The sequence below is a fragment of the Salinicola endophyticus genome, assembly GCF_003206575.1.
Taxonomy (GTDB): domain Bacteria; phylum Pseudomonadota; class Gammaproteobacteria; order Pseudomonadales; family Halomonadaceae; genus Salinicola; species Salinicola endophyticus.
The window spans coordinates 481,912-501,590 of record NZ_PZJO01000003.1 but is presented as its reverse complement, the minus strand read 5'-3'; the positions used below and the strand labels follow the sequence as shown (position 1 = coordinate 501,590).

Here is a 19,679-nt window from a genome sequence, read left to right as displayed (position 1 = left end):
AAGATACATCGTTATTGTTTGACGTCAAGATAAAAACGTCCGATGCTACGCGACATGGACCAAGTCGATCACATTCTGCGTCAGTGGCACGCCGAGCGGCCCGATCTCGATGTCGTGCCCATGGGCCTACTGGGCCGCCTGAAGCGCCTGACGCAACATCTCTCCCAACGTACGGAGGCGGTACTGGCCGAGCACGGCCTGACCCCCGCGGATTTCGACGTGCTGGCGACGCTGCGCCGCGCCGGGAGTCCCTATACGCTGACACCGTCGACACTGATCGCTTGGACCATGGTCACCTCCGGCACCATGACCCATCGCATCGATCGCCTGGTCAAACCCGGTTACGTGGAGCGCATTCGCAACCCCGAAGATGGCCGCGGATTCCAGATTCGATTGACGCCACAGGGACTTGAACTGATCGATGAGGCCGTGGACAGCCACGTCGACAATCAGCACGCCATGACTCGATGCCTATCCGACGACGAGCGTGCGGAGCTGGACCGCCTGCTAGGTAAGTGGCTGGCCTGTTTCGAGTCGTGATACTGCCCCGGTCTCGCTGTCCCGGCGCGACGCGAATATCTCTTCACGCGAGCCACGCGGACATCGCCCTACCCCAACCGCTGCGCGCCCTCACCGTCGGCGCCGAGCACGTCGCCGGGGGTGCGTAGCGGGCACTGCGACAGCGACAGGCAGCCGCAGCCGATACAGCCATCGAGCTGATCACGCAGCAGGGTGAGCTGATCGATGCGCTCGCCCAGGGCGTACTATGCTTCCAGATTCGAGCCGACCAGCGCCACGCGCTGCCCAGCCGGCCGTCGCCCTCTCTCCCAAGACACTGCAGGATTGCCATGTTCCGCTGGTTCGAAAAACGTCTCGATCCCTTCCCGCCGGCGGAGCCGCAGCGCCCGCCCGATACCCTGGTCGCCTTCTGCCTGCACTACACCCGCGGCGCCTGGCCCTATCTGCTGGCGGCGACCACGCTGATGGCGCTGATCGCCGGGGTCGAGGTGTGGATGTTCGGCTTCCTCGGCAATATCGTCGACTGGCTCGCCGATCAGAATCGCGCCACCTTCCTCGCCGATCAGGGCTGGAAGCTCGCGGGAATGGCCCTGGTGGTACTGGTGGGGCTACCGGGCATGGTGTGGCTGCACTCGCTGTTCCAGCAGCAGACGATGATGGGCAACTACCCCATGCGCATCCGCTGGCAGGCCCACCGCTATCTGCTGCGCCAGTCGATGGGGTTCTATCAGGACGAGTTCGCCGGGCGCATCGCGACCAAGGTGATGCAGACCTCGCTGGCGGTGCGCGAGTGCGTGATCAAGCTGTTCGACGTGCTCAACTACGTGATCGTCTACTTCCTGGGCACGCTGCTGCTGGTGGGCAACGCCGACTGGCGCCTGGCCGTGCCGCTGGTGGTGTGGCTGGGTGGCTATCTGGTGCTGCTGAAGGTGTTCGTGCCGATCATGGGCCGGGTATCGAAATCCCAGGCCGACGCCCGCTCGCGCATGACCGGACGCATCGTCGACAGCTACAGCAACATCCAGACGGTCAAGCTGTTCTCCCACGCCAGCCGCGAGGCGGCCTTCGCCCGCGAGGGCATGGCCGGCTTCCTGGTCACGGTCTACCGCCAGATGCGGCTGGTCACCGGCCTCTACGGGCTGCTCTACCTGCTCAACGCGCTACTGCTGTTCAGCATCGGCTGGCTTGCACTGGCGCTGTGGCTCGACGAGGCGGTGAGCGTGGGCGCGGTCGCCGTGGCACTGGGGCTGGTGATGCGCCTGTGGGGCATGTCGCAGTGGATCATGTGGGAGGTCTCGGGGCTGTTCGAGAATATCGGTACGGTGCAGGACGGCATGGCGACGCTGTCGCTGCCGCACCAGATCGAGGATCGCGATGACGCCCCTTCACTCGAGGTCGCCCGTGGCGAGATCGTGTTCGACCATATCCGCTTCCACTACGGCAAGGGCAGCGGCGTGATCGACGATCTGGCGCTGACCATTCGTCCGGGGGAGAAGATCGGCCTGATCGGCCCCTCCGGCGCGGGCAAGTCGACCCTGGTCAACCTGCTGCTGCGCTTCTACGAGCTGGAGGATGGGGCCATCCGCATCGACGGCCAGGACATCGCCGCGGTCACCCAGGAGAGCCTGCGCGCCAAGATCGGCATGGTCACCCAGGACACCTCGCTGCTGCACCGCTCGGTGCGCGACAACCTGCTCTACGGCCGCCCGGACGCCAGTGACGAGATGGCCTGGCGCGCCGCCCGCGAGGCCCACGTGGCGGAATTCATCGAGGGGCTGCGCGACATCCAGGGTCGCGCCGGCTTCGATGCCCATGTCGGCGAGCGCGGGGTCAAGCTCTCCGGCGGCCAGCGTCAGCGCCTGGCGATCGCCCGGGTGATGCTCAAGGACGCCCCGATCCTGATTCTCGACGAGGCGACCTCGGCGCTGGACTCCGACGTCGAGGCCGCCATTCAGGAAAATCTGGACCGGCTGATGCAGGGCAAGACGGTGATCGCCATCGCCCACCGCCTCTCCACCATCGCCGCCATGGACCGGCTGGTGGTGATGGAACAGGGGCACATCGTCGAACAGGGCAGCCACGCCGAGCTGATCCGCGCCAACGGCCTCTACGCGCGGCTGTGGCAGCGCCAGTCCGGCGGCTTTCTGGAGAGCGAGGCCCTCGACGCCAGCGTGTGAACGGCGCTCAGCGCGACGGCACGCCCTCGACGCCGGCCAGCGCCGAATCGCTGGTCCCGGCGTCGGGGATCACGCTGAAGGTGCCGTCGGTCTCCAGCACCACGGCGTGAACGCTCTCGACGTCGGCGATGCCGTGCTCACGCAGCGCGGCCAGGATCTCCACCGCCACCACCCGCTCGCGGGCCATCGCCGCCTGGCGCAGGGTACCTTCATAGAGCAGCAGGGTCGGGCGCGACTTGACCAGGTTCTCGACCCGCTTCGAGCGCACCGAGGTGAAGGTGATCACGAACTGCAGCGCGACGATCAGCACGAACGCCACCACGCTCTGCGCCAGCGACACTGTCGGCGTGATCAGCGCCGTGGAGAGGGTCGAGCCCAGGGCGATGGTGATCACGAAGTCGAAGGCGTTCCACTTCGACAGCGTGCGCTTGCCGGAGAGACGGATGATCACGACCAGCGCGACGAAGCTCAGAAACCCGATGACGAGGGTATGGGCAATGGGGGACACGAGCAGGCTCCGCTGAAGACGATATCCCCTCAGCCTAGGTCCTGGGTCGGGCCCGCGCTAACTGCCGCACCGCCTCTCGCGCCCTTACCCCCCTTTCCCTCCGGGTCGGCAGCTTCCCCTTTCTCTCCGCTACGCCCGCCGCCAACGCTCAATCCGTCGCGGCGAGCCACCCTCGCCATCCGCCGAAGCGGGTCACGTCCTCGGCCGGCCCGTCATGCTCCAGGGCCCCGGCGGCGGCGATGAAGCCGCAGTGCCAGGCACCGTCCTCCAGCTCGACCTTCCCCAGCCCCAGCGGCGCGGGAATGCCGGCGAGAAAACTGCCGACGCTGGCGATCGGCAGGCGCCAGACCTCCACCTCGATGGCGGCGCCATCGACGTCGTCGCGCACCATGGCCGGGCGTGCCGGCGGGCCGCCGGCCAGCGCATAGAGCCGATAGCGCGGGCTGGAGCGGGTCGTGGCGACCTTCACCGCGCCCCGCTGCCTGAGCTGATGATTGAGCGCCAGACCGTCGAGATGCGCGCCGCACACTACCAGCGCCAGGCTGCCGTCACGGGCCTCCGGCAGCGCCGGGGTAGGCACCCGCGCGAGACCGGTGGCGCCCAGCGGCAGCTCGAGACGTCGCTCCAGCGCACGCCCCAGGCTCAGCAGCGAGAGATCGGCAAAGGCCGGCCCGAACAGCGTGACGCCAAACGGCAGGCCACTCTCGGTGAAACCGGTGGGCACGGCCAGGGCGCTGTAGTCGAGCAGGTTCATGAAGTTGGTCCAGGTACCCAGCTGCGAGTTGACGGCGATGGGCGCCGCGGCCACCTCGGCCTTGGTCGGATGGGTCACGGTGGTCGGTGCGAGCATGACGTCGACCCCGGCGAGCAGGACATCGGCCTGACGCTTGTACTCGGCGAGCTGGTAGCGGGCGGCGAAGGCGTCCACCGCCCGCGGCTCGCCACCGCCCTCGATCACCCGGCGGGTCACCGGGTGCAGCACCTCGGGACGCGTCTCGATCCACTCGCGCACCGCATGGTAGCGCTCGGCGACCCAGGGGCCCTCGTAGAGCAGACGCGCGGCGGCGAGTAGCGGCGCGCAGTCCAGCTCGACCTTTTCGCCTCCCAATGACTCGAGCTCTGCGATGGCCTGGCGCATGCCGGCGCTGTAGTCGGCGTCGGTGTGCCACTGTGAGGCGAGGGGTACGCCGAAGCGAAAGCGCGCAGGCGCCGCACCGTAGGTCTGACCGGCCACGGCGAAGTCGTGACGCCGCGACCAGGCACAGTCGGGATCGTACGCAGAGGCCACGTTCAGCACCGCATGGGCATCGTCGGCGCTCAGCGCGAACAGGCTGATGGTATCCAGAGTGGCGCAGGCCGGCACCACGCCGGCGGTGCTCAGCAGCCCCAGCGTCGGCTTGACCCCGAACAGATTGTGGAAACAGGCCGGGACGCGCCCGGAGCCGGCGGTATCGGTGCCCAGGGCGAAGCTCACCTGGCCCTGGGCGGTGACGACCGCCGAGCCGCTGCTAGAGCCGCCGGGGATGCGCTCGGCGGAGAAAGCGTTGGCGGGCACGCCGTAGTCGTCCGGGGCTCGCTCGCCGACCAATCCGGTGGCGAACTGATCGAGGTTGGTCTTGCCCAGCGGAATGGCGCCGGCCTCGATCAGGCGCTGCACGACGAAGGCCGACGCCGCGGGCGTATAGGCGTAGGCCGGGCAGCCCGCCGTGGTGGGTACCCCGGCGAGATCGATGTTGTCCTTGATCGCGAAGGGGATGCCATAGAGCGGCAGGTCGGCCGGATCGGCGTCATCCAGGCGCAGCAGATAGGGCTCGAGCTGCTCGCGCGACAGCCGTGTGATCCAGGCGGGATCGGCGGCGCGCGCCTCGGTATCCGCCAGCAGCTCGGCGATCAGCTCCCGCGGGGTCAGTGCATGGGCACGATAGCGCGCCAGCAGCGCGGTGAGGGTCATGTCGATGGCACTCATGCCGAGGTCTCCTGGTGGGCGCTCTGTTCGAGAATCACGATCGGCTGGCCCGGGGCGACGGCGCCGCCCTCACCCAGCGGTAGGCGGGTCACCGTGCCCGCCTCGCGGGCGGTGATCTCAACCTCCATCTTCATCGATTCGACCAGGGCGACGACCTGGCCGGGCGTCACGACATCGCCGACGTCGACCATCAGCTTCCACAGACTGCCGGTGACCGGGCTGTCGACACCCGACTCATCGCCGTCGAGCTCTGTCGCTTCGCCGGCCTCCGGCGTCTGGTCCTCGAAGGTGAACTGGCCGTTGGCGCGCCAGGCGGCCATCTCCTGCTGGAAAGCGGCCTCGCGGCGTTCGCGGAAGCGGTCGATGCGCTCGGCGTGGGCGTCGATCTCGGCCTGGTAGTCGGCGAGCCGGAAGCGCGTGCGCTCGATCTCGAGCGGATAGCGCCCGTGGGGGAAGTCACGGCGGATGCGCATCAACTCCTCATGGCTGACCTCGAAGAAGCGCAGCTGATCGAAGAAGCGCAGCAGCCAGGGGTTGTCGAAGTGCTCGGTGCGACGATAGCGGTTCCACATCTGCAGGGTGCGCCCGACGAACTGATAGCCGCCGGGGCCCTCCATGCCATAGACGCACAGGTAGGCCCCGCCGATCCCCACCGAGTTCTCCGCCGTCCAGGTGCGCGCCGGGTTGTACTTGGTGGTGACCAGGCGCTGGGCCGGATCGAGCGGGGTGGCCACCGGGGCGCCGAGATAGACGTCGCCCAGCCCCATCACCAGATAGCGGGCGTCGAAGACGATCTTGCGGACCTGCTCGATACTGTCGAGCGCGTTGATGCGGCGGATGAACTCCAGGTTGCTGGGACACCAGGGCGCGTCCGGACGCACGCTGCGCTGGTACTTGTCGATCGCTTCCTGGCAGGCGGGGTCGTCCCAGGAGAGCGGCAGGTTCACGGTGCGCGCTTCGACCTCCAGCGACGCCACATCGCGCAGCTCCCCCTCGGCCCGTTCGAGATGCGCCAGCATCTCACCCAGGTGGAGTTCGTCGGGCTCGTAGTGAATCTGCAGCGAGCGGATGCCCGGAGTGAGTTCCCGCAGGCCGGGCAGCGGGTTGTCGCGCAGCCACAGCATCCAGGCGTGGGCGCGAAAGCGCAGCGCGATGTCGAGCTCCATGGCGCCGAACTCGACCAGCAGGAAGTCATCGCCGGCGCGCCGGTAGACGAGTCGTTCGCCGGCACTGGCGGCCGCCACCTCGCGCAGCACCGGGCTGCCGCGCTGCGCGGTCAAGGCCACGCTGTCGCCGCCGTTCAGCGTTGCCAGCTGGGCCTGCTGGCACGCCTCGAGGGCGCGGGCAGTGGCCAGATCCACCGGCACGAAGCGAACACGATCACCGGCGGTGAGCTGTCCGAGTTTCCAGCGCTCGGCGCGCACCACCGTCGCCGGGCAGACGAAGCCCCCCAGCGAGGGGCCGTCCGGGCCGAGGATCACCGGCATGTCGCCGGTGAAGTCGATGGTGCCGAAGGCGTAGGCGTTGTCATGGATGTTCGACGGGTGCAGCCCGGCCTCGCCGCCGTCGGCCCGCGCCCACTCGGGGCGCGGGCCGATCAGGCGTACCCCGGTTCGGCTGGAGTTGTAGTGCACCTCCCACTCGTGGGCGAAGAGCGTGTCGATATCCGCCTCGGTGAAGAAGTCCGGCGCCCCGTGCGGGCCATAGAGCACGGCAATCTCGCGCACCGGGGCGTCGGCGCCGCCGATCCCCGGTCTGAGTGCTTCAGGCAGAATGCGCGGCGCGGTGGGCGCCAGCTCGGGCAGGGCCAGCATGTCGCCGCTACGCAGCGCGCGGCCTGCATGGCCGCCGAACTGGCCCAGGGTGAAGGTGCTGCGCGAGCCGAGATAGCGCGGGCAGTCGATGCCGCCGCGTACCAGCAGGTAGGCACGCGCGCCGGCACGCGCCTTGCCCAGGGCCAGGGTAGCGCCGGCGGGGATCTCCAGCACCTGCCAGAAGGCCACCGACTCACCGTCGAGATCGGCGGGCAGCTCGCAGCCGGTGAGCGCGATCTGGGTGGCACGGTGGAAGCGCAGCGCCGGGCCGGTCAGGGTGATCTCCAGCCCCGCCGCATCGGCCGGGTTGTCGAGCAGGCGGTTACCGAGACGAAACGACCAGTCGTCGAAGGGCCCCGAGGGGGGGACCCCCACATCCCAGTGGCCCTGGCGTCCGGGGTAGTCCTGAATCGTGGTCAGCGTGCCGGCAGTGAGCACCTCGATGGCCGGCGGCGCCCAGGCGAGATCGGCCAGCCAGCGGGTGTGCAGCTCGGCATCACGGAAGCGGGCATCCCGCAGCACATGGGACAGCCAGGTACGGTTGGTCTCGAAACCGTAGACGCTGGCACCCGCCAGGGCGTCGGCCAGGCGCGTGCGGGCGCTGTCGCGATCCTCGGCGTGGACGATCACCTTGGCCAGCATCGGATCGAACAGCGCCGAGATCTCCAGCCCCGCCTCGATGGCGTGGTCGATGCGCAGCCCCGGCGCCTCGGGGAAGGCGACCTCGGTGAGCAGACCGGCGCTGGGCCGAAAATCGTGGCTCGGGTCCTCGGCGTAGAGACGTGCCTGGATGGCATGGCCGCGCGGCTCGAGTGCTTGAACCAGCGTCTCGAGCGGCGCCAGCTCGCCGGCGCCGAGGCGGATCATCCACTCGACGAGATCGACGCCCCAGACGGCCTCGGTGACGCCGTGCTCGACCTGCAGGCGGGTGTTGACCTCGAGGAAATAGAAGCGCTCGCGCTCGGCATCGTAGATGAACTCCACGGTGCCGGCGTTGCGATAGGCGACGGCCTCGCCCAGGCGCACGGCGGTGGCGTGCAGTTCACGCCGCACGGCCTGGGGCAGATCGGGTGCCGGGCTCTCCTCGATCACCTTCTGATGGCGGCGCTGGGTGGAGCAGTCGCGCTCACCGAGGGCGACCACCTGGCCCTGGCCGTCGCCGAACAGCTGGACCTCCAGATGCCGCGCCCGGGCGATGTAGGCCTCGACGAAGACGCCGGCATCGCCAAAGTTGCGCTCACCGAGGCCACGTACCGAGTCGAAGGCGCGTTCGAGCTCGCTGGCATCGGCGCACACCTGCATGCCGATGCCGCCGCCGCCGGCGGTGGACTTGAGCATCACCGGGTAGCCGATGCAGGTGGCCTCCCGCCGGGCCGCATCGAGATCTTCGAGCAGCCCGGAGCCGGGCACCAGCGGCACTCCGGCGCGTTCGGCCAGCGCCCTCGCCTCGTGCTTCAGGCCGAAGTCGCGAATCTGCTCGGGGGTGGGGCCGAGAAAGACCAGCCCGGCCGCCTCGCAGGCCTGGATGAAAGAGGTGTTCTCGGAGAGAAAGCCGTAACCGGGGTGCACTGCCTCGGCGCCACTGCGCCGAGCGATATCGATCAGCTTGTCGATGGCGAGATAGGTATCGGCGGCGCCGCCCTCACCGAGGGAGTAGGCCTCGTCGGCGGCGAACACATAGGGCGCGTCGCGGTCGGCTTCGGCGTAGACCACCACCGAGCCGATACCCAGGCGCACGAGCGTGCGCTGAATACGCGCGGCGATGGCCCCGCGATTGGCGATCAGAACTTTACGGAACATGACATCGGTCCATGACTCGGCGGGCCGTCCCGCCAGGACTGGGGTCGTCATGGAGTCGTCTCCATGACCAATGACGCTGCCTGCGAGGCTGGCAAGTCGTCGCGAAGGCTGGCCAGACAGGTCGGTCTCGCTAATCCCAGATCAGCAGCTCGATCGGCGTCGGGTCATACCCATTGCACGGGTTGTTGAGCTGCGGGCAGTTGGAGATCAGCACCACCACGTCCATCTCGGCGACCATCTCCACGTACTTGCCCGGCGCCGAGATGCCATCCTCGAAGGTCAGCCCCCCCTCTTCGGTCACCGGGACGTTCATGAAGAAGTTGATATTGTGGGTAATGTCGCGCTTGGTCAGACCGTATTCGGGATGATCGGAAATCGCCTGCATCCAGTTGTCGCGGCATGAGTGCATGTGGCGCTTTTCCAGGTCGTAGCGCACGGTGTTGCTCTCGCTGGCACAGGCGCCACCCAGGGTGTCGTGACGACCGCAGGTGTCGGCGGTGATGGTCAGCAGTACCCGGCCCTCGTTGGAGCGCAGCTTCGAGCCGGCGCTCAGGTAGACCTCGCCCTGCTCGCGCAGGGTGTCCATGGCGCTGTAGCGCTCGGCGGTGTCGTGGGCGTTGAAGAACAGCGTGTCCGCGGCCTGGTTGCCCTCCAGGTCGAGCAGACGCAGGGTCTGGCCGGCCCGGACGATGCCGATGTAGTGATCGCCGGCCTCGACCGTGGTGCGGCTGACGGCGTTCTCGGGGCGCTGGTTACTCTCGATGATCATGTCGCGGTGCTCCCTTACAGGCCGAGGTGATAGAGGCGATTGTTGGCGAAGCCACGGGCGTTCTCCGGCCGCGAGCGGTAGCAGATGTCCTCCTCGGTGGGCGCCGGCGCGGTCCCCAGCGCGATCTCCACCCCGCGGTGTGGATAGTCGGGGCTGGGATCGAGCGGGTGCGGGCAGGTGTGCAGGATCACCAGGGTGTCCATCTCCAGGCGCAGGGTGACGCTGGCACCGGGCTGACAGTGCCCCGGGACATAGCGCAGGCGCCCCTGGGTATCGCTCTCCACCTTCGAGAACAGGTTGAGGTTGGCAGCCATGTCGCGCCGACCGAGGCCGTACTTGGCCAGCTCGACCAGGAAGCTGTCGTAGCCGCTGCGGGTCCAGGCGTTGTGCGCCTGTTGATAGCTGACCGCCTGCCAACCCTTGGCGAGCAGATGGTGCGGCATCAGGTTGCCGCCGACGCTGTCGTGCCAGCCCAGGTCGTCGGCAACGATCGAGGCGAAGATGCGCCCCATGTCGGAGTAGAGGCAGTGACCGCGGGTCAGCTTGAAGGTGTGCTGGGCCTTCAGCGTATCCGGCAGATTGAGGCGTTCGAGCAGATTCTCGGGGTTGTAGCAGAGCAGACCGACGTTGGTGTCGGCCTCGCGGGCCGTCAGTGTCAGCGTGGTGCCGCGGCGCAGGCGCAGCGACCAGTGGTGGCCGCCGGGCAGGTGCGTGGTATAGCGCGCGTCGTCGCCGGAGTGCGTACTCATGTCAGCGTCTCCTGGGAGGTCGGGTGAAAGCGGCCGGTGGCATCGAGACGCTCGACGAGCGCCTCGGGAGGGCGCTGCTGCGCCCCGACCGGCAGGTCGTAGGTGATGGTGGCGCCGTAGGCGTTGGGTGCCTGGGGGTCGTGGCGAACCTTGTCGAACACCCAGAGCCGGGTGCCCAGCGCGAACGCCTCCTTGACGTCGTGGGTGATCATGAAGATGGTCAGCTGCTGCTCACGCCACAGCCGCGTGATCAGGCCGTGCATGTCCTGGCGGATACCGGGGTCCAGCGCGCCGAAGGGCTCGTCGAGGAGCAGGATGCGCGGCTTCATCATCAGCGCCTGGGCGATGGCCAGACGCTGCTGCATGCCACCGGAGAGCTCGTGCGGGTACTTCTCCAGCGCGCCTGCCAATCCCACCTCGGTGAGCCTGGCGACGGCGTTGTCGCGGGCCCGTCGGCGGGCCGCGCCGTAGAGCTTGCCCAGCAGCGGCGAACGGGCGAGCTCCTCGGCCATGGTCACGTTGCCGAGCACGCTGAGGTGCGGGAACACCGAGTACTTCTGGAACACCACCCCGCGATCCGGGCCGGGTTCGTCGGGCAGCGGGCGGCCATCCAGACGCAGGCTGCCGCGCGAGATGCGCTCGGTGCCCAGCAGCAGCTTGAGGAAGGTGGTCTTGCCGCAGCCGGACGCGCCGACCAGGGTGACGAACTCACCGCGCTCGACGCGGAAGCTCAAGCGCTCGAGCACCAGCTGATCGCCGTAGCGCTTCTCCAGGTGCTGCGCTTCCAGCAGCGCGGGCTGTCTCTCTGTCTGACTCATGACGCATCGCCCTCCTCGGCGTGATACCAGGGGAAGGCGCGCTGCGAGACCCGTGCCAGGGCGCGGTCGAGGAGGAACGCCAGCAGCGTGATCCAGGCCACGTAGGGCAGGATCACATCCATGGCCAGATAGCGGCGCACCAGAAAGATGCGATAACCCAGCCCATCCTGGGCGGCGATCGCTTCGGCGGCGATCAGGAACAGCCAGGCGCTGCCCAGCGCCAGTCGGGTCGAGGCGAGCAGGCGCGGCGTGAGCTGGGGCAGCAGTACCCGCAGCAGGACCTGCCAGGAGTTGGCGCCCAGGGTCTGCGCCTTGATCAGCTGTTCATCCGGCAGGCGCAGCGCATGGCTCTGCAGATCGCGAATCAGAAACGGCGTGACACCGATGACGATCAGCGCCACCTTGGCCATCTCACCGGTGCCGAAGGCGATGAACAGCACCGGCAGAATGGCCATAGGCGGCACCAGCGAGAGCACCGTGACCAGCGGCGACAGCTTGGCCCGCAGCAGCGGCAGGCCGCCCGTCAGCAGCCCGATCGTCAGGCCGATCAAGGCGCTGATGGCGACCCCGAGCCCCAGCCGCTCGAGACTCGCCAGGGTATCGCCCCACAGCGGAATGGTGCCGGTGCGCACACTGGCCTCGGTCGCCAGTTGGTGAAAGGTCTCCAGCATGGTGCTGGGCGCCGGCAGCAGGCGCTCGTTGGGGCTGGCGGCGAGCCTGGCCCGGGAGAGGCCGAGGTAGACCAGCCCCAGCAGCACGAAGGGTAACGCCCCCAGCAGCCAGCGGCCGCCGCGCGACGGCCGGATGTTGATGAGTCGTTTCATGGACGGAGCCTCGTCAGGTCGATGGCGTGGCGTCGCTCACTTCTGCGAGGCGGCGTAGGCTTCCGTATAGGTCGGGTCGAAACGCAGCTTGATGTTGTCCGCATTGCCGAACACCCCACTGGGGTTCTGAATGCCAACGAAGCCGGGGTTGGGCGCCATCTCGCCCAGCAGGCCGTGCTTGAAGCTGAATTCGGCGACGCGCCGCATGGTCTCCAGCAGCGACTGGCCGCGCAGCAGTGACGCCGCTTCGACGGGGTCGGTATACAGGTGGGTCGCGGCGAGCTGATGGCGATAACCGGCAAGATCGGTGCCGGCGGCCTCGGCCATCTGCGCCAGCGCCGCCTCGTCGCCCGCCGCCATCTTCTGCATCACCTCGTACCAGGCACCGACCAGAGCCCGGCCGAAATCGGGGTTGGCCTTCAGGGTGTCGGTATTGACCACCATCAGATCGAGGATTTCACGCGGGATCTGGTGCGAGCTGTAGACCAGATGGGCGTCGTCGAGCTGCTCGATCGCGCTCAGTTGGGGGTTCCAGGTCACCACCGCCTCGACATCGCCATGGGGGAAGATCGAAACGATGTCGGCATCCGTGGTGTTGACGGTCTCGATGTCGCGCTCGCTCAGCCCGACGCTCTCCAGCGCCCGCGCCAGCAGATAGTGCGAGACGCTGAACTGCACCAGATTGACCTTGCGGCCCTTGATGTCGGCGAGGTCGTCGCTGCCCTTGAGCACGACGCCATCGTTGCCGTCGGAGTAGTCATTGACGATCAGCGCGGTGGAGTCGACGCCGCTGGCGGCGGGCAGGGTCAGGGCATCCATGTTGGTCATCGCACAGCCGTCGACATTGCCGGCGGTGTACTGATTGACCGATTCGATGTAGTCGTTGACCTGCACCACATCGATGTCGATACCGTACTTGTGGGCCCATTTGTCGACGATGCCTTGGGTGTCGGCATAGCCCCAGGGCATCCAGCCGGCATAGATCGACCAGCAGATCGAGAAGTGATCGCGCGACTGCGCGAAAGCGGCAGGGGTCGCAGCCAGCGAGGCGGCGGTGAGCAAGCTCAGGAGGGCGTGGCGTAGGGTCATGGATTCGAGTCTCCGACGGCGGTGATGGACAAAGCGCTGGGAGTATCGGTAGCAGCAAGCTGCACCTGATCCTCCCGGGCTTTTGTCCCGCCGTGTAACCTGATCCACCGCGCCCTTCGACAGGCTCGGTCTACATCAGGTCGGTAGCTCTCGGACCAGCCATCGTGCGCGACTCCCTCACGACCGGAACCCTAGCCACCCATTGAAACCGAATTGTTCATCCACGGTAGCGAGTGCTACCGATCACTCCCAGTTCGTTCTCTTGCTGCATCATGCTCAAGCAAGAACCCGGCCAGAAACGAATAATCCTTCATTAACATGGGTCTAGCTGTCAGAGGCAGGCCGCGTCGCTGTCTGCGCGTGGCGCCGATGCGCCAGGGTGGCACGCCGCCAGCGGCAAACGCATCAATCCGGTGCACCACCCCGGGCGCCTAGCTCGCCAGTTTCAGCCCGACCACCGCCACCACGATCAGGCCGACGAAAGCGAGCCGCAGCGGCCGGCGGGATTCGCCCCACAGCCACATGCCCATCAGCGTGCTGCCGAGGGTGCCGATACCGGTGAAGACGGCGTAGGCGATGCCCATGTCGATCGAGCGCATGGCGATCGACAAAAGCCCCAGCGAGCAGCCGAAACCCACGCCGAGCAGCGCGATGCCGCTGGCGCGCTGGCCGCGGTGCAGACGTGCGAAGCCGCTCACGCCGACGATCTCGCAGGCGCCGGAGGCGAGCAGCGCCAGCCAGTGCCAGGTGGTGATATCCAGGTTCATGCGCTCACCCGCTGCAGTCCGATCACGCCCACCATCAGCAGCACCAGACAGCCCAGCACCGGCCACTGGAAGGCCACCCCGAACAGCAGCCAGTCGGCGATCACGGTGCCCGCCGCGCCCATGCCGACGAAGACGGTATAGACGGTGCTGGTGGGCAGATAGCGCACCGCCCGTGAGGCCAGCCACAGGCTGGCCACCGCCAGTCCGGCCGTGAGCCCCCACTCGATCACGCTGTCGGCGTGCTTGAGCCCGGCGGCCCAGCCCACCTCGGCAAGACCGGCCAGCGGCAGGATGCCCCAGCGCACGGCTGCCCGGGGAACTCGACATTGGCTTGTGCGACTCATGCTGACGTCTCCCCTCTCCTGCTCCATGGGCCGATGGCCCTTGCTACCGACCTTGCTGCCTGGCGACAGGCCCGACGAACGCGCGACAGACCTTTCTGTGTTCACGGCAGATCTTTCTACGTTCGCGATAGACCTTTCTGTATTCATGGCAGACACTACTAACTAACGGTCGTTAGTTTATTCACGCCTACCGACTCTGGCAAGCTCTCGCTTTTCCCGCCCCTCGCCCAGGAGTGCCGCTTGGACACCCGCAGCCATCTCAAGCAGATCGCCCTGTCGCGCTTCGCCCGTCACGGCTACGAAGGCGTCAGCCTGGCCCAGATCGCCGCCGAGGCGGGTATCAAGAAGCCCTCGATCTACAACCATTTCGAGAGCAAGGCCGCCCTCTTCCTCGAGCTCGCCGACGACGCCGAGAACGCCATCCTGGCGCTGGTGGCGGAGAGCCTGGCCAGCCAGCGCCAGGCGCCCTTCGAGCAGCGCCTGCGCCACCTGGTCGAGTGCTGCTGCACCATCTCCTACCGCGAGCATCAGGGGGTTTTCTACAAGCGCTTCCTGCTCTTTCCGCCCCAGGAGCTCAGCGTCGAGGCGCGGGCGCTCAGCGCCCGCGCCGAACAGCGCCTCGACCAGCGTCTGGGCGAGATCTTCAGCGCCGGCCAGGCGGATGCCGCCCTGCACCCGGCACTGGACGAAGCGGCCTTCATCGCCGCTTTCTACTGCCTGGTGGACGGGCTGCTGTCGGAAACCTTCATGTACGACAAGGCCGCGCTGGCGCGACGCTTCGAGGGCGTGTGGCAGGTCTTCTGGCGCGGCGTGCGCGCAGGCTGAATGGCACTACTCAGGCCGGCAGCGGTTTGCGCCAGGCCTGATAGCAGTGCCGGTTGCGTGCCTGGGCCACCACCGAGTGGGTACGCAGGCCGGGGATATCGGCGGTGGCCAGGCCGTCGAGCGCCGCGATGGTATCCGGCGGGCAGGCGTTGCGCGGGGCGATGTCGTTCCAGCCGAGCAGGAACAGCCCGCCCGGACGCAGGCAGCGGCTGGCGCCGGCAAAGGCGGCCTCGATCGCCGCCGGATGGTCGAGCCCCCAGCCCAGCACGCCGTTGCAGATCACCGCGTCCAGCGAGGCGGGGGCGATATGCGCATCCACATGGGCCATGTCGGCGACGATATGGCGCGCCCCGCCGAAGACCGCCTTGGCCGGGTCGATCTCCATGGTGATCACCTCGGCCGAGGGCAGCAGCGCGGGGTAGTGGCGGGTGTACCAGGCACAGCCGACCAGCAGCACAGACACCACCGCCGGATCGGCATCGAGCGCCGGCAACACGCACTCCTCGAGCAGGCGGCGATCGCCGTAGCGGTAGCGCAGGACCAGGCCGCGTCGGTCGATGGCGCCGAGCAGTCTGGCGGTGGTGCGATAGAAACCGGCTTTCCCTGGCATGCAGGACGTCCTGTGGCCGCGACGATCCGGCTCGATCCTATCCAAGCCGGGGCGCGGCGTCGATGCCGGCCGCGGCGGGCGGCGTCAGGCGCGGCTGTCGCGCTGCTTGCGGATCAGCTCGTAGGCGTTGCTGATCTCGGCGGTACGCTCCTTGGCCATCTCGCGCATGCTCTCCGGCAGCCCCTTGCCGGCCAGCTTGTCGGGGTGGTTCTCGCTCATCAGCTTGCGGTAGGCGCGCTTGACCTCGGCGTCGCTGGCCTCCTCGGAGATCCCCAGCACACGATAGGCGTCCTCCAGGGTCTGGCCGCTGCTCGCCTGGCTGCCACCGGCCTGGTTCGGGCCACCGCGCAGCATCGCCTCGATCTGCTGGATCTCGGCCTCCGAGAAGCCCAGGCCGCGGGCCACGCGCAACAGCATGGTGTGCTCGGCTTCGTGCATCTGGCCGTCGGCGGCGATCGCCGCCAGCTGCACCTGCAGGAACACCTGCAGCAGTGCGCGCTGGCCGCCGGTGACCCGGCGAATGGTGGCGACCTCGGCGTCGAGATCGAAATCGGAACCCTTGCCACGGTTGAACGCCGCCTTGGCCCGCTCGCGCATCTCGCCATTGAGGTGCAGACGATCGAACAGCATCTCGGCGGTGCGGATCTCGTCGCGGGTGACATGGCCATCGGCCTTGCAGATGCAGCCCATCACCGCGAAGGTGGATTCGAGAAACTGGTGCTGGATGCCCACCACCCGCCCCACCACGGATTGGCGCAGCTTGCGGCTGATCCACCAGCCGATCCCGGCCCCGATCAAGAGACCCGGCAGCTTGCCGGCGAGGTAGCCGATGAAGGCGCCGATCAGAATGGCAATAGACATGGAAGTCCTATCAGTTGTCGTTGACGTTCAGGCGGGCGCGGATCGCCGCCTCGATGCCGGCGGCGTCCAGCCCGCAGTCGCGCAGCAGCTCGGCCGGCTTGCCATGCTCGACGAAGGCATCGGGGATGCCCAGATTGAGCACCGCCGGTGTCAGCCCCTCCGCCGCCAGCAGCTCGTTGACGCCGCTGCCGGCGCCGCCGGCGACCACGTTCTCCTCCAGCGTGACCAGCAGCTCGTGGGTCTGCGCCGCGGCGACGATGGCCTCGCGATCCAGCGGCTTGACCGAACGCATGTTGAGATGCGTCGCCCCGAGCCGCTCGGCGACCTCGGCCGCCGGTGTGTTCAGGCTGCCGAAGGCGAGCAGCGCCACGCGCTCGCCTTCGCGCCGGGTCTGCGCGCGGCCGATCGGCACCTGCGCCTCGAGATCCTGAGGCAGCTCGCTGCCGGGGCCGGTCCCTCGGGGATAGCGCACCGCCGCCGGGCCGGAATGGTGATAGGCGGTGGTGAGCATGGCGCGGCATTCGGCTTCGTCCGCCGGCGCGAGAACCACCAGGCCGGGCACACAGCGCAGATAGGAGAGATCCAGCGCCCCATGGTGGGTCGGGCCATCCTCGCCCACCAGTCCGGCCCGGTCGATGGCGAAGGTGACATCGAGGTGCTGCACCGCGACGTCGTGCACCAGCTGGTCATAGCCGCGCTGCAGGAAGGTCGAGTAGATCGCCACCACCGGCTTCATTGCCTCGCAGGCCATGCCGGCGGCCAGCGTCACCGCGTGCTGCTCGGCGATCGCCACATCGTAGTAGCGCTCGGGGTAGGTCTGCGAGAACCGGATCAGATCGGAGCCCTCGCGCATCGCCGGCGTGATACCGATCAGGCGTGCATCTGCCGCTGCCATATCGCACAGCCAGTCGCCGAAGACGTTGCAGTACTTGCGCGGTTTCGGGCGCAACATCTCTTCGCTGCGCGGCTTCGGGGGCAATGAATCGTCGGGTTTGGCCTGGGACGTCGGCGCTGCCGCAGCGGGCGCGCGCTCGGCATCGACCCGCGGCGGCGCCGGCGGCTTGCGCTCGAGCTTGGTGATGGCGTGGAAGCCGATCGGGTCGGCCTCGGCGGGCCGGAAGCCGCGACCCTTGCGCGTGCGCACGTGCAGGAACTGCGGCCCCTCCTGGTCGCGCAGCGCCTCCAGCGCCTGGTTGAGCGCGGCCAGATCGTGGCCGTCGATGGGGCCGATGTAGTGAAAACCCATCTCCTCGAACAGCGTCGCCGGGCTGATCATGCCCTTGACGTGCTCCTCGGTGCGCCGCGCCAGCTCCAGCGCGCCGGGCAGATGCGAGAGTACCCGCTTGCCGTTCTCGCGCACCGCCGCATAGGGCTTGCTGGTGAGAATGCGGGTCAGGTAGCTGGCCATGCCGCCGACGTTCTCGGAGATCGACATCTCGTTGTCGTTGAGCACCACCAGCAGGTTGGCCTTGACGTGGCCGGCGTGCGCCAGCGCCTCGAAGGCCATGCCGGCGGTCAGCGCACCGTCACCGATCACCGCGCAGGCGCGGCGCTTCTCGCCCTTGGCGCGGGCGCTCAGCGCCATGCCCAGCGCGGCCGAGATCGAGGTGCTCGAGTGGCCCACGCCGAAGGTGTCGTAGGGCGACTCCTCGCGCCGCGGGAAGGCCGCAAGACCGCCGTACTGACGGATGCCGGTGAGGGCATCGCGGCGGCCGGTGAGCACCTTGTGCGGATAGGCCTGGTGGCCGACGTCCCACACCAGCCGGTCGTGGGGGGTCTGCAGCGCGCGGTGCAGCGCCACCGTGAGTTCGACCACGCCGAGCCCGGCGCCGAAATGGCCGCCGCTGACACCGACGCTGTAGAGCAGGTAGGCACGCAGCTCGTCGGCGACCTGGCGCAGCTGCGCCAGCGTCATCTGGCGCAGCCCCTCCGGCGCATCGAGCGTGTCTAGCAGCGGCGTCAGCGGGCGCTGCGTGGGGATCTCGTCGAACAGCTTCATAGAATAGGTCGTTACCGGTCAGTGATCGCGATCGATCATGAAACGGGCCAGCCACGCCAGCGGCGCGCCCGCGTCACCCAGCGGCGCCAGCGCCGCGAGGGCTTCATCGAGGAGCTCGCGGGCCCGTGCCTGGGCGCGCTCCAGCCCCAGCAGCGCAGGATAGGTCGGCTTGTCGCGGTGCGCATCGGCGCCCGAGGTCTTGCCCAGGGTCTGGGTATCACCGGTGACGTCGAGCACGTCGTCGTGGATCTGGAACGCCAGGCCGATGGCGGCGGCGTAGCGGTCGAGCGCCGCCACCCGCGGGTCGCTCTCGGCCACCGCCACCAGCGCCCCCAGACGCACCCCGGCGCGGATCAGCGCGCCGGTCTTGTGCTGGTGCATCGCCTGGAGCGCCGCGAGATCGAGCGGCGTACCCACCGCAGCGAGATCGATCGCTTGCCCCGCCGCCATGCCGTCACGGCCGGCGGCCTGGGCCAGGGTGGTGACGAGCGCGGCGAGGCGCGGGTGCTCGCGGGAGGCGAGCACCTCGAAGGCCAGCGTCTGCAGCGCATCGCCGGCGAGAATCGCCAGCGGCTCGTCGAAGGCGCGGTGCACCGTAGGCCGGCCGCGACGCAGATCGTCGTCGTCCATCGCCGGCAAATCGTCGTGGACCAGCGAGTAGGCGTGGATCATCTCCAGCGCGGCGGCGGCGGGATCGAGAGCCACGGGCTGCGCCCCCAGCGCCTGGCCGGCGAGGTAGACCAGCACCGGGCGCAGCCGCTTGCCGCTGCCGAGCACGCTGTAGCGCAGCGCCTCGTCGAGCGCCGCCGACACCCCCGGCGAGCGCTCCAGCCAGGCCGCGAGCACCTGTTCGCTGCGCGCTCGTGCGGCGGCGACGGCGGCTTCCGGCGGCACCTGCTCGAGCACGGTCTCAGGGGGCATGCGGTGGCTCTCCGGTGGTCTCGAACGGCACCGACTGCAGCGTGCCGTCGGCCTGTTCGAGCAGGGCCTGCACCTTGAGCTCGGCGCCATCGAGGCGGCTCTGGGCATCGCGGGTCAGACGGATACCGCGCTCGAAGGCGGCCAGTGAGGCTTCCAGCGTCAGTTCGCCGGATTCGAGCTGCGCCACCAGCCGCTCCAGCTGGGTCAGCGTGGTGGCGAAGTCCTGGGGAACGTCCTGTTCGGCCATCTTGTCAGACATGGTGCACTCATAGCGTCGCTCCCAGTGCCTCGCGCGGGCGCGAGCGGGAGCCGGGTCGAG

At 68.4% G+C, this 19,679-nt stretch carries 18 protein-coding genes and 1 riboswitch; of the genes, 3 read left to right on the top strand and 15 right to left on the bottom strand.

Translation table 11 applies throughout. From position 1 onward, the window contains the following. Positions 1 to 54: 54 nt before the first annotated feature. Together DOM66_RS08765 and DOM66_RS08755 are read left to right on the top strand one after the other, a co-directional pair. Entirely contained in the window at positions 55 to 540 is a 486-nt protein-coding gene (locus DOM66_RS08765) for a MarR family winged helix-turn-helix transcriptional regulator (protein WP_110678100.1), read from the top strand. A gap of 308 nt (positions 541 to 848) precedes the next feature. Then, entirely contained in the window at positions 849 to 2,696 is a 1,848-nt protein-coding gene (locus tag DOM66_RS08755; RefSeq protein WP_110678074.1) for an ABC transporter ATP-binding protein, read from the top strand. Positions 2,697 to 2,703: 7 nt separating this feature from the next. Here DOM66_RS08755 and DOM66_RS08750 read toward each other — a convergent pair whose 3' ends face one another. The 10 genes from DOM66_RS08750 to DOM66_RS08705 form a co-directional block, all read right to left on the bottom strand. Beyond that, the gene (locus DOM66_RS08750; RefSeq protein ID WP_110689894.1) at positions 2,704 to 3,204 is read right to left on the bottom strand and encodes a DUF421 domain-containing protein; all 501 of its coding nucleotides are present in this window, start codon (positions 3,202 to 3,204) and stop codon (positions 2,704 to 2,706) included. A gap of 148 nt (positions 3,205 to 3,352) precedes the next feature. Continuing rightward, on the bottom strand, positions 3,353 to 5,170 hold the full coding sequence (gene atzF, locus DOM66_RS08745) for an allophanate hydrolase (protein WP_110689893.1): 1,818 nt from the start codon (positions 5,168 to 5,170) through the stop codon (positions 3,353 to 3,355). After that, complete coding sequence (gene uca / locus DOM66_RS08740; protein WP_110689892.1) at positions 5,167 to 8,784, bottom strand: urea carboxylase; 3,618 nt, start codon at positions 8,782 to 8,784, stop codon at positions 5,167 to 5,169. The genes atzF and uca overlap by 4 nt, the downstream gene beginning before the upstream one ends. A 130-nt stretch (positions 8,785 to 8,914) precedes the next feature. Beyond that, positions 8,915 to 9,553, bottom strand: a complete 639-nt coding sequence (locus DOM66_RS08735; protein ID WP_110689891.1) for an urea amidolyase associated protein UAAP2 — start codon at positions 9,551 to 9,553, stop codon at positions 8,915 to 8,917. A gap of 14 nt (positions 9,554 to 9,567) precedes the next feature. Next, on the bottom strand, positions 9,568 to 10,302 hold the full coding sequence (locus DOM66_RS08730) for an urea amidolyase associated protein UAAP1 (RefSeq protein ID WP_110689890.1): 735 nt from the start codon (positions 10,300 to 10,302) through the stop codon (positions 9,568 to 9,570). Continuing rightward, on the bottom strand, positions 10,299 to 11,120 hold the full coding sequence (locus DOM66_RS08725; protein WP_110678061.1) for an ATP-binding cassette domain-containing protein: 822 nt from the start codon (positions 11,118 to 11,120) through the stop codon (positions 10,299 to 10,301). Before DOM66_RS08725 ends, DOM66_RS08730 begins: the two co-directional genes overlap by 4 nt. Next, entirely contained in the window at positions 11,117 to 11,944 is an 828-nt protein-coding gene (locus DOM66_RS08720; protein WP_110689889.1) for an ABC transporter permease, read from the bottom strand. The genes DOM66_RS08725 and DOM66_RS08720 overlap by 4 nt, the downstream gene beginning before the upstream one ends. Positions 11,945 to 11,980: 36 nt before the next feature. Then, complete coding sequence (locus DOM66_RS08715) at positions 11,981 to 13,033, bottom strand: putative urea ABC transporter substrate-binding protein (protein WP_110689888.1); 1,053 nt, start codon at positions 13,031 to 13,033, stop codon at positions 11,981 to 11,983. Between the two features lie 69 nt (positions 13,034 to 13,102). Beyond that, a riboswitch (guanidine-I (ykkC/yxkD leader) is annotated at positions 13,103 to 13,239 on the bottom strand. A gap of 225 nt (positions 13,240 to 13,464) precedes the next feature. After that, positions 13,465 to 13,800 carry a DMT family transporter gene (locus tag DOM66_RS08710; RefSeq protein ID WP_110678055.1) on the bottom strand — a complete coding sequence of 112 codons (336 nt, stop codon included), beginning with the start codon at positions 13,798 to 13,800 and terminating at the stop codon, positions 13,465 to 13,467. Next, on the bottom strand, positions 13,797 to 14,144 hold the full coding sequence (locus DOM66_RS08705; RefSeq protein ID WP_110678053.1) for a DMT family transporter: 348 nt from the start codon (positions 14,142 to 14,144) through the stop codon (positions 13,797 to 13,799). Before DOM66_RS08705 ends, DOM66_RS08710 begins: the two co-directional genes overlap by 4 nt. A gap of 240 nt (positions 14,145 to 14,384) precedes the next feature. On the opposite strand from DOM66_RS08705, the gene DOM66_RS08700 reads away from it, so the two are divergent. Then, positions 14,385 to 14,969, top strand: a complete 585-nt coding sequence (locus tag DOM66_RS08700; protein WP_110678051.1) for a TetR/AcrR family transcriptional regulator — start codon at positions 14,385 to 14,387, stop codon at positions 14,967 to 14,969. Between the two features lie 10 nt (positions 14,970 to 14,979). Here DOM66_RS08700 and DOM66_RS08695 read toward each other — a convergent pair whose 3' ends face one another. The 5 genes from DOM66_RS08695 to DOM66_RS08675 form a co-directional block, all read right to left on the bottom strand. Then, positions 14,980 to 15,579, bottom strand: a complete 600-nt coding sequence (locus DOM66_RS08695) for a methyltransferase domain-containing protein (RefSeq protein ID WP_110678049.1) — start codon at positions 15,577 to 15,579, stop codon at positions 14,980 to 14,982. A gap of 84 nt (positions 15,580 to 15,663) precedes the next feature. Further along, positions 15,664 to 16,440 (bottom strand): co-chaperone DjlA, encoded by a 777-nt coding sequence (gene djlA / locus DOM66_RS08690; protein ID WP_110689887.1) that lies wholly within the window; start codon positions 16,438 to 16,440, stop codon positions 15,664 to 15,666. Between the two features lie 10 nt (positions 16,441 to 16,450). After that, complete coding sequence (locus DOM66_RS08685; protein WP_110689886.1) at positions 16,451 to 18,439, bottom strand: 1-deoxy-D-xylulose-5-phosphate synthase; 1,989 nt, start codon at positions 18,437 to 18,439, stop codon at positions 16,451 to 16,453. 18 nt (positions 18,440 to 18,457) lie between these two features. Beyond that, on the bottom strand, positions 18,458 to 19,360 hold the full coding sequence (locus tag DOM66_RS08680; protein ID WP_110678043.1) for a polyprenyl synthetase family protein: 903 nt from the start codon (positions 19,358 to 19,360) through the stop codon (positions 18,458 to 18,460). Beyond that, a complete protein-coding gene (locus DOM66_RS08675; RefSeq protein ID WP_110678041.1) occupies positions 19,350 to 19,619 on the bottom strand; it encodes an exodeoxyribonuclease VII small subunit in 270 nt (89 codons plus the stop codon). The genes DOM66_RS08680 and DOM66_RS08675 overlap by 11 nt, the downstream gene beginning before the upstream one ends. Positions 19,620 to 19,679 lie beyond the last annotated feature (60 nt).

Bases quoted from the DNA above. Each gene is read 5' to 3' on its own strand.
- DOM66_RS08765 (WP_110678100.1), top strand. From the start codon at position 55: ATGGACCAAGTCGATCACATTCTGCGTCAGTGGCACGCCGAGCGGCCC.
- DOM66_RS08755 (WP_110678074.1), top strand. From the start codon at position 849: ATGTTCCGCTGGTTCGAAAAACGTCTCGATCCCTTCCCGCCGGCGGAG.
- atzF (WP_110689893.1), bottom strand. From the start codon at position 5,170: ATGAGTGCCATCGACATGACCCTCACCGCGCTGCTGGCGCGCTATCGT.
- uca (WP_110689892.1), bottom strand. From the start codon at position 8,784: ATGTTCCGTAAAGTTCTGATCGCCAATCGCGGGGCCATCGCCGCGCGT.
- DOM66_RS08735 (WP_110689891.1), bottom strand. From the start codon at position 9,553: ATGATCATCGAGAGTAACCAGCGCCCCGAGAACGCCGTCAGCCGCACC.
- DOM66_RS08730 (WP_110689890.1), bottom strand. From the start codon at position 10,302: ATGAGTACGCACTCCGGCGACGACGCGCGCTATACCACGCACCTGCCC.
- DOM66_RS08725 (WP_110678061.1), bottom strand. From the start codon at position 11,120: ATGAGTCAGACAGAGAGACAGCCCGCGCTGCTGGAAGCGCAGCACCTG.
- DOM66_RS08720 (WP_110689889.1), bottom strand. From the start codon at position 11,944: ATGAAACGACTCATCAACATCCGGCCGTCGCGCGGCGGCCGCTGGCTG.
- DOM66_RS08715 (WP_110689888.1), bottom strand. From the start codon at position 13,033: ATGACCCTACGCCACGCCCTCCTGAGCTTGCTCACCGCCGCCTCGCTG.
- DOM66_RS08710 (WP_110678055.1), bottom strand. From the start codon at position 13,800: ATGAACCTGGATATCACCACCTGGCACTGGCTGGCGCTGCTCGCCTCC.
- DOM66_RS08705 (WP_110678053.1), bottom strand. From the start codon at position 14,144: ATGAGTCGCACAAGCCAATGTCGAGTTCCCCGGGCAGCCGTGCGCTGG.
- DOM66_RS08695 (WP_110678049.1), bottom strand. From the start codon at position 15,579: ATGCCAGGGAAAGCCGGTTTCTATCGCACCACCGCCAGACTGCTCGGC.
- djlA (WP_110689887.1), bottom strand. From the start codon at position 16,440: ATGTCTATTGCCATTCTGATCGGCGCCTTCATCGGCTACCTCGCCGGC.
- DOM66_RS08685 (WP_110689886.1), bottom strand. From the start codon at position 18,439: ATGAAGCTGTTCGACGAGATCCCCACGCAGCGCCCGCTGACGCCGCTG.
- DOM66_RS08680 (WP_110678043.1), bottom strand. From the start codon at position 19,360: ATGCCCCCTGAGACCGTGCTCGAGCAGGTGCCGCCGGAAGCCGCCGTC.
- DOM66_RS08675 (WP_110678041.1), bottom strand. From the start codon at position 19,619: ATGTCTGACAAGATGGCCGAACAGGACGTTCCCCAGGACTTCGCCACC.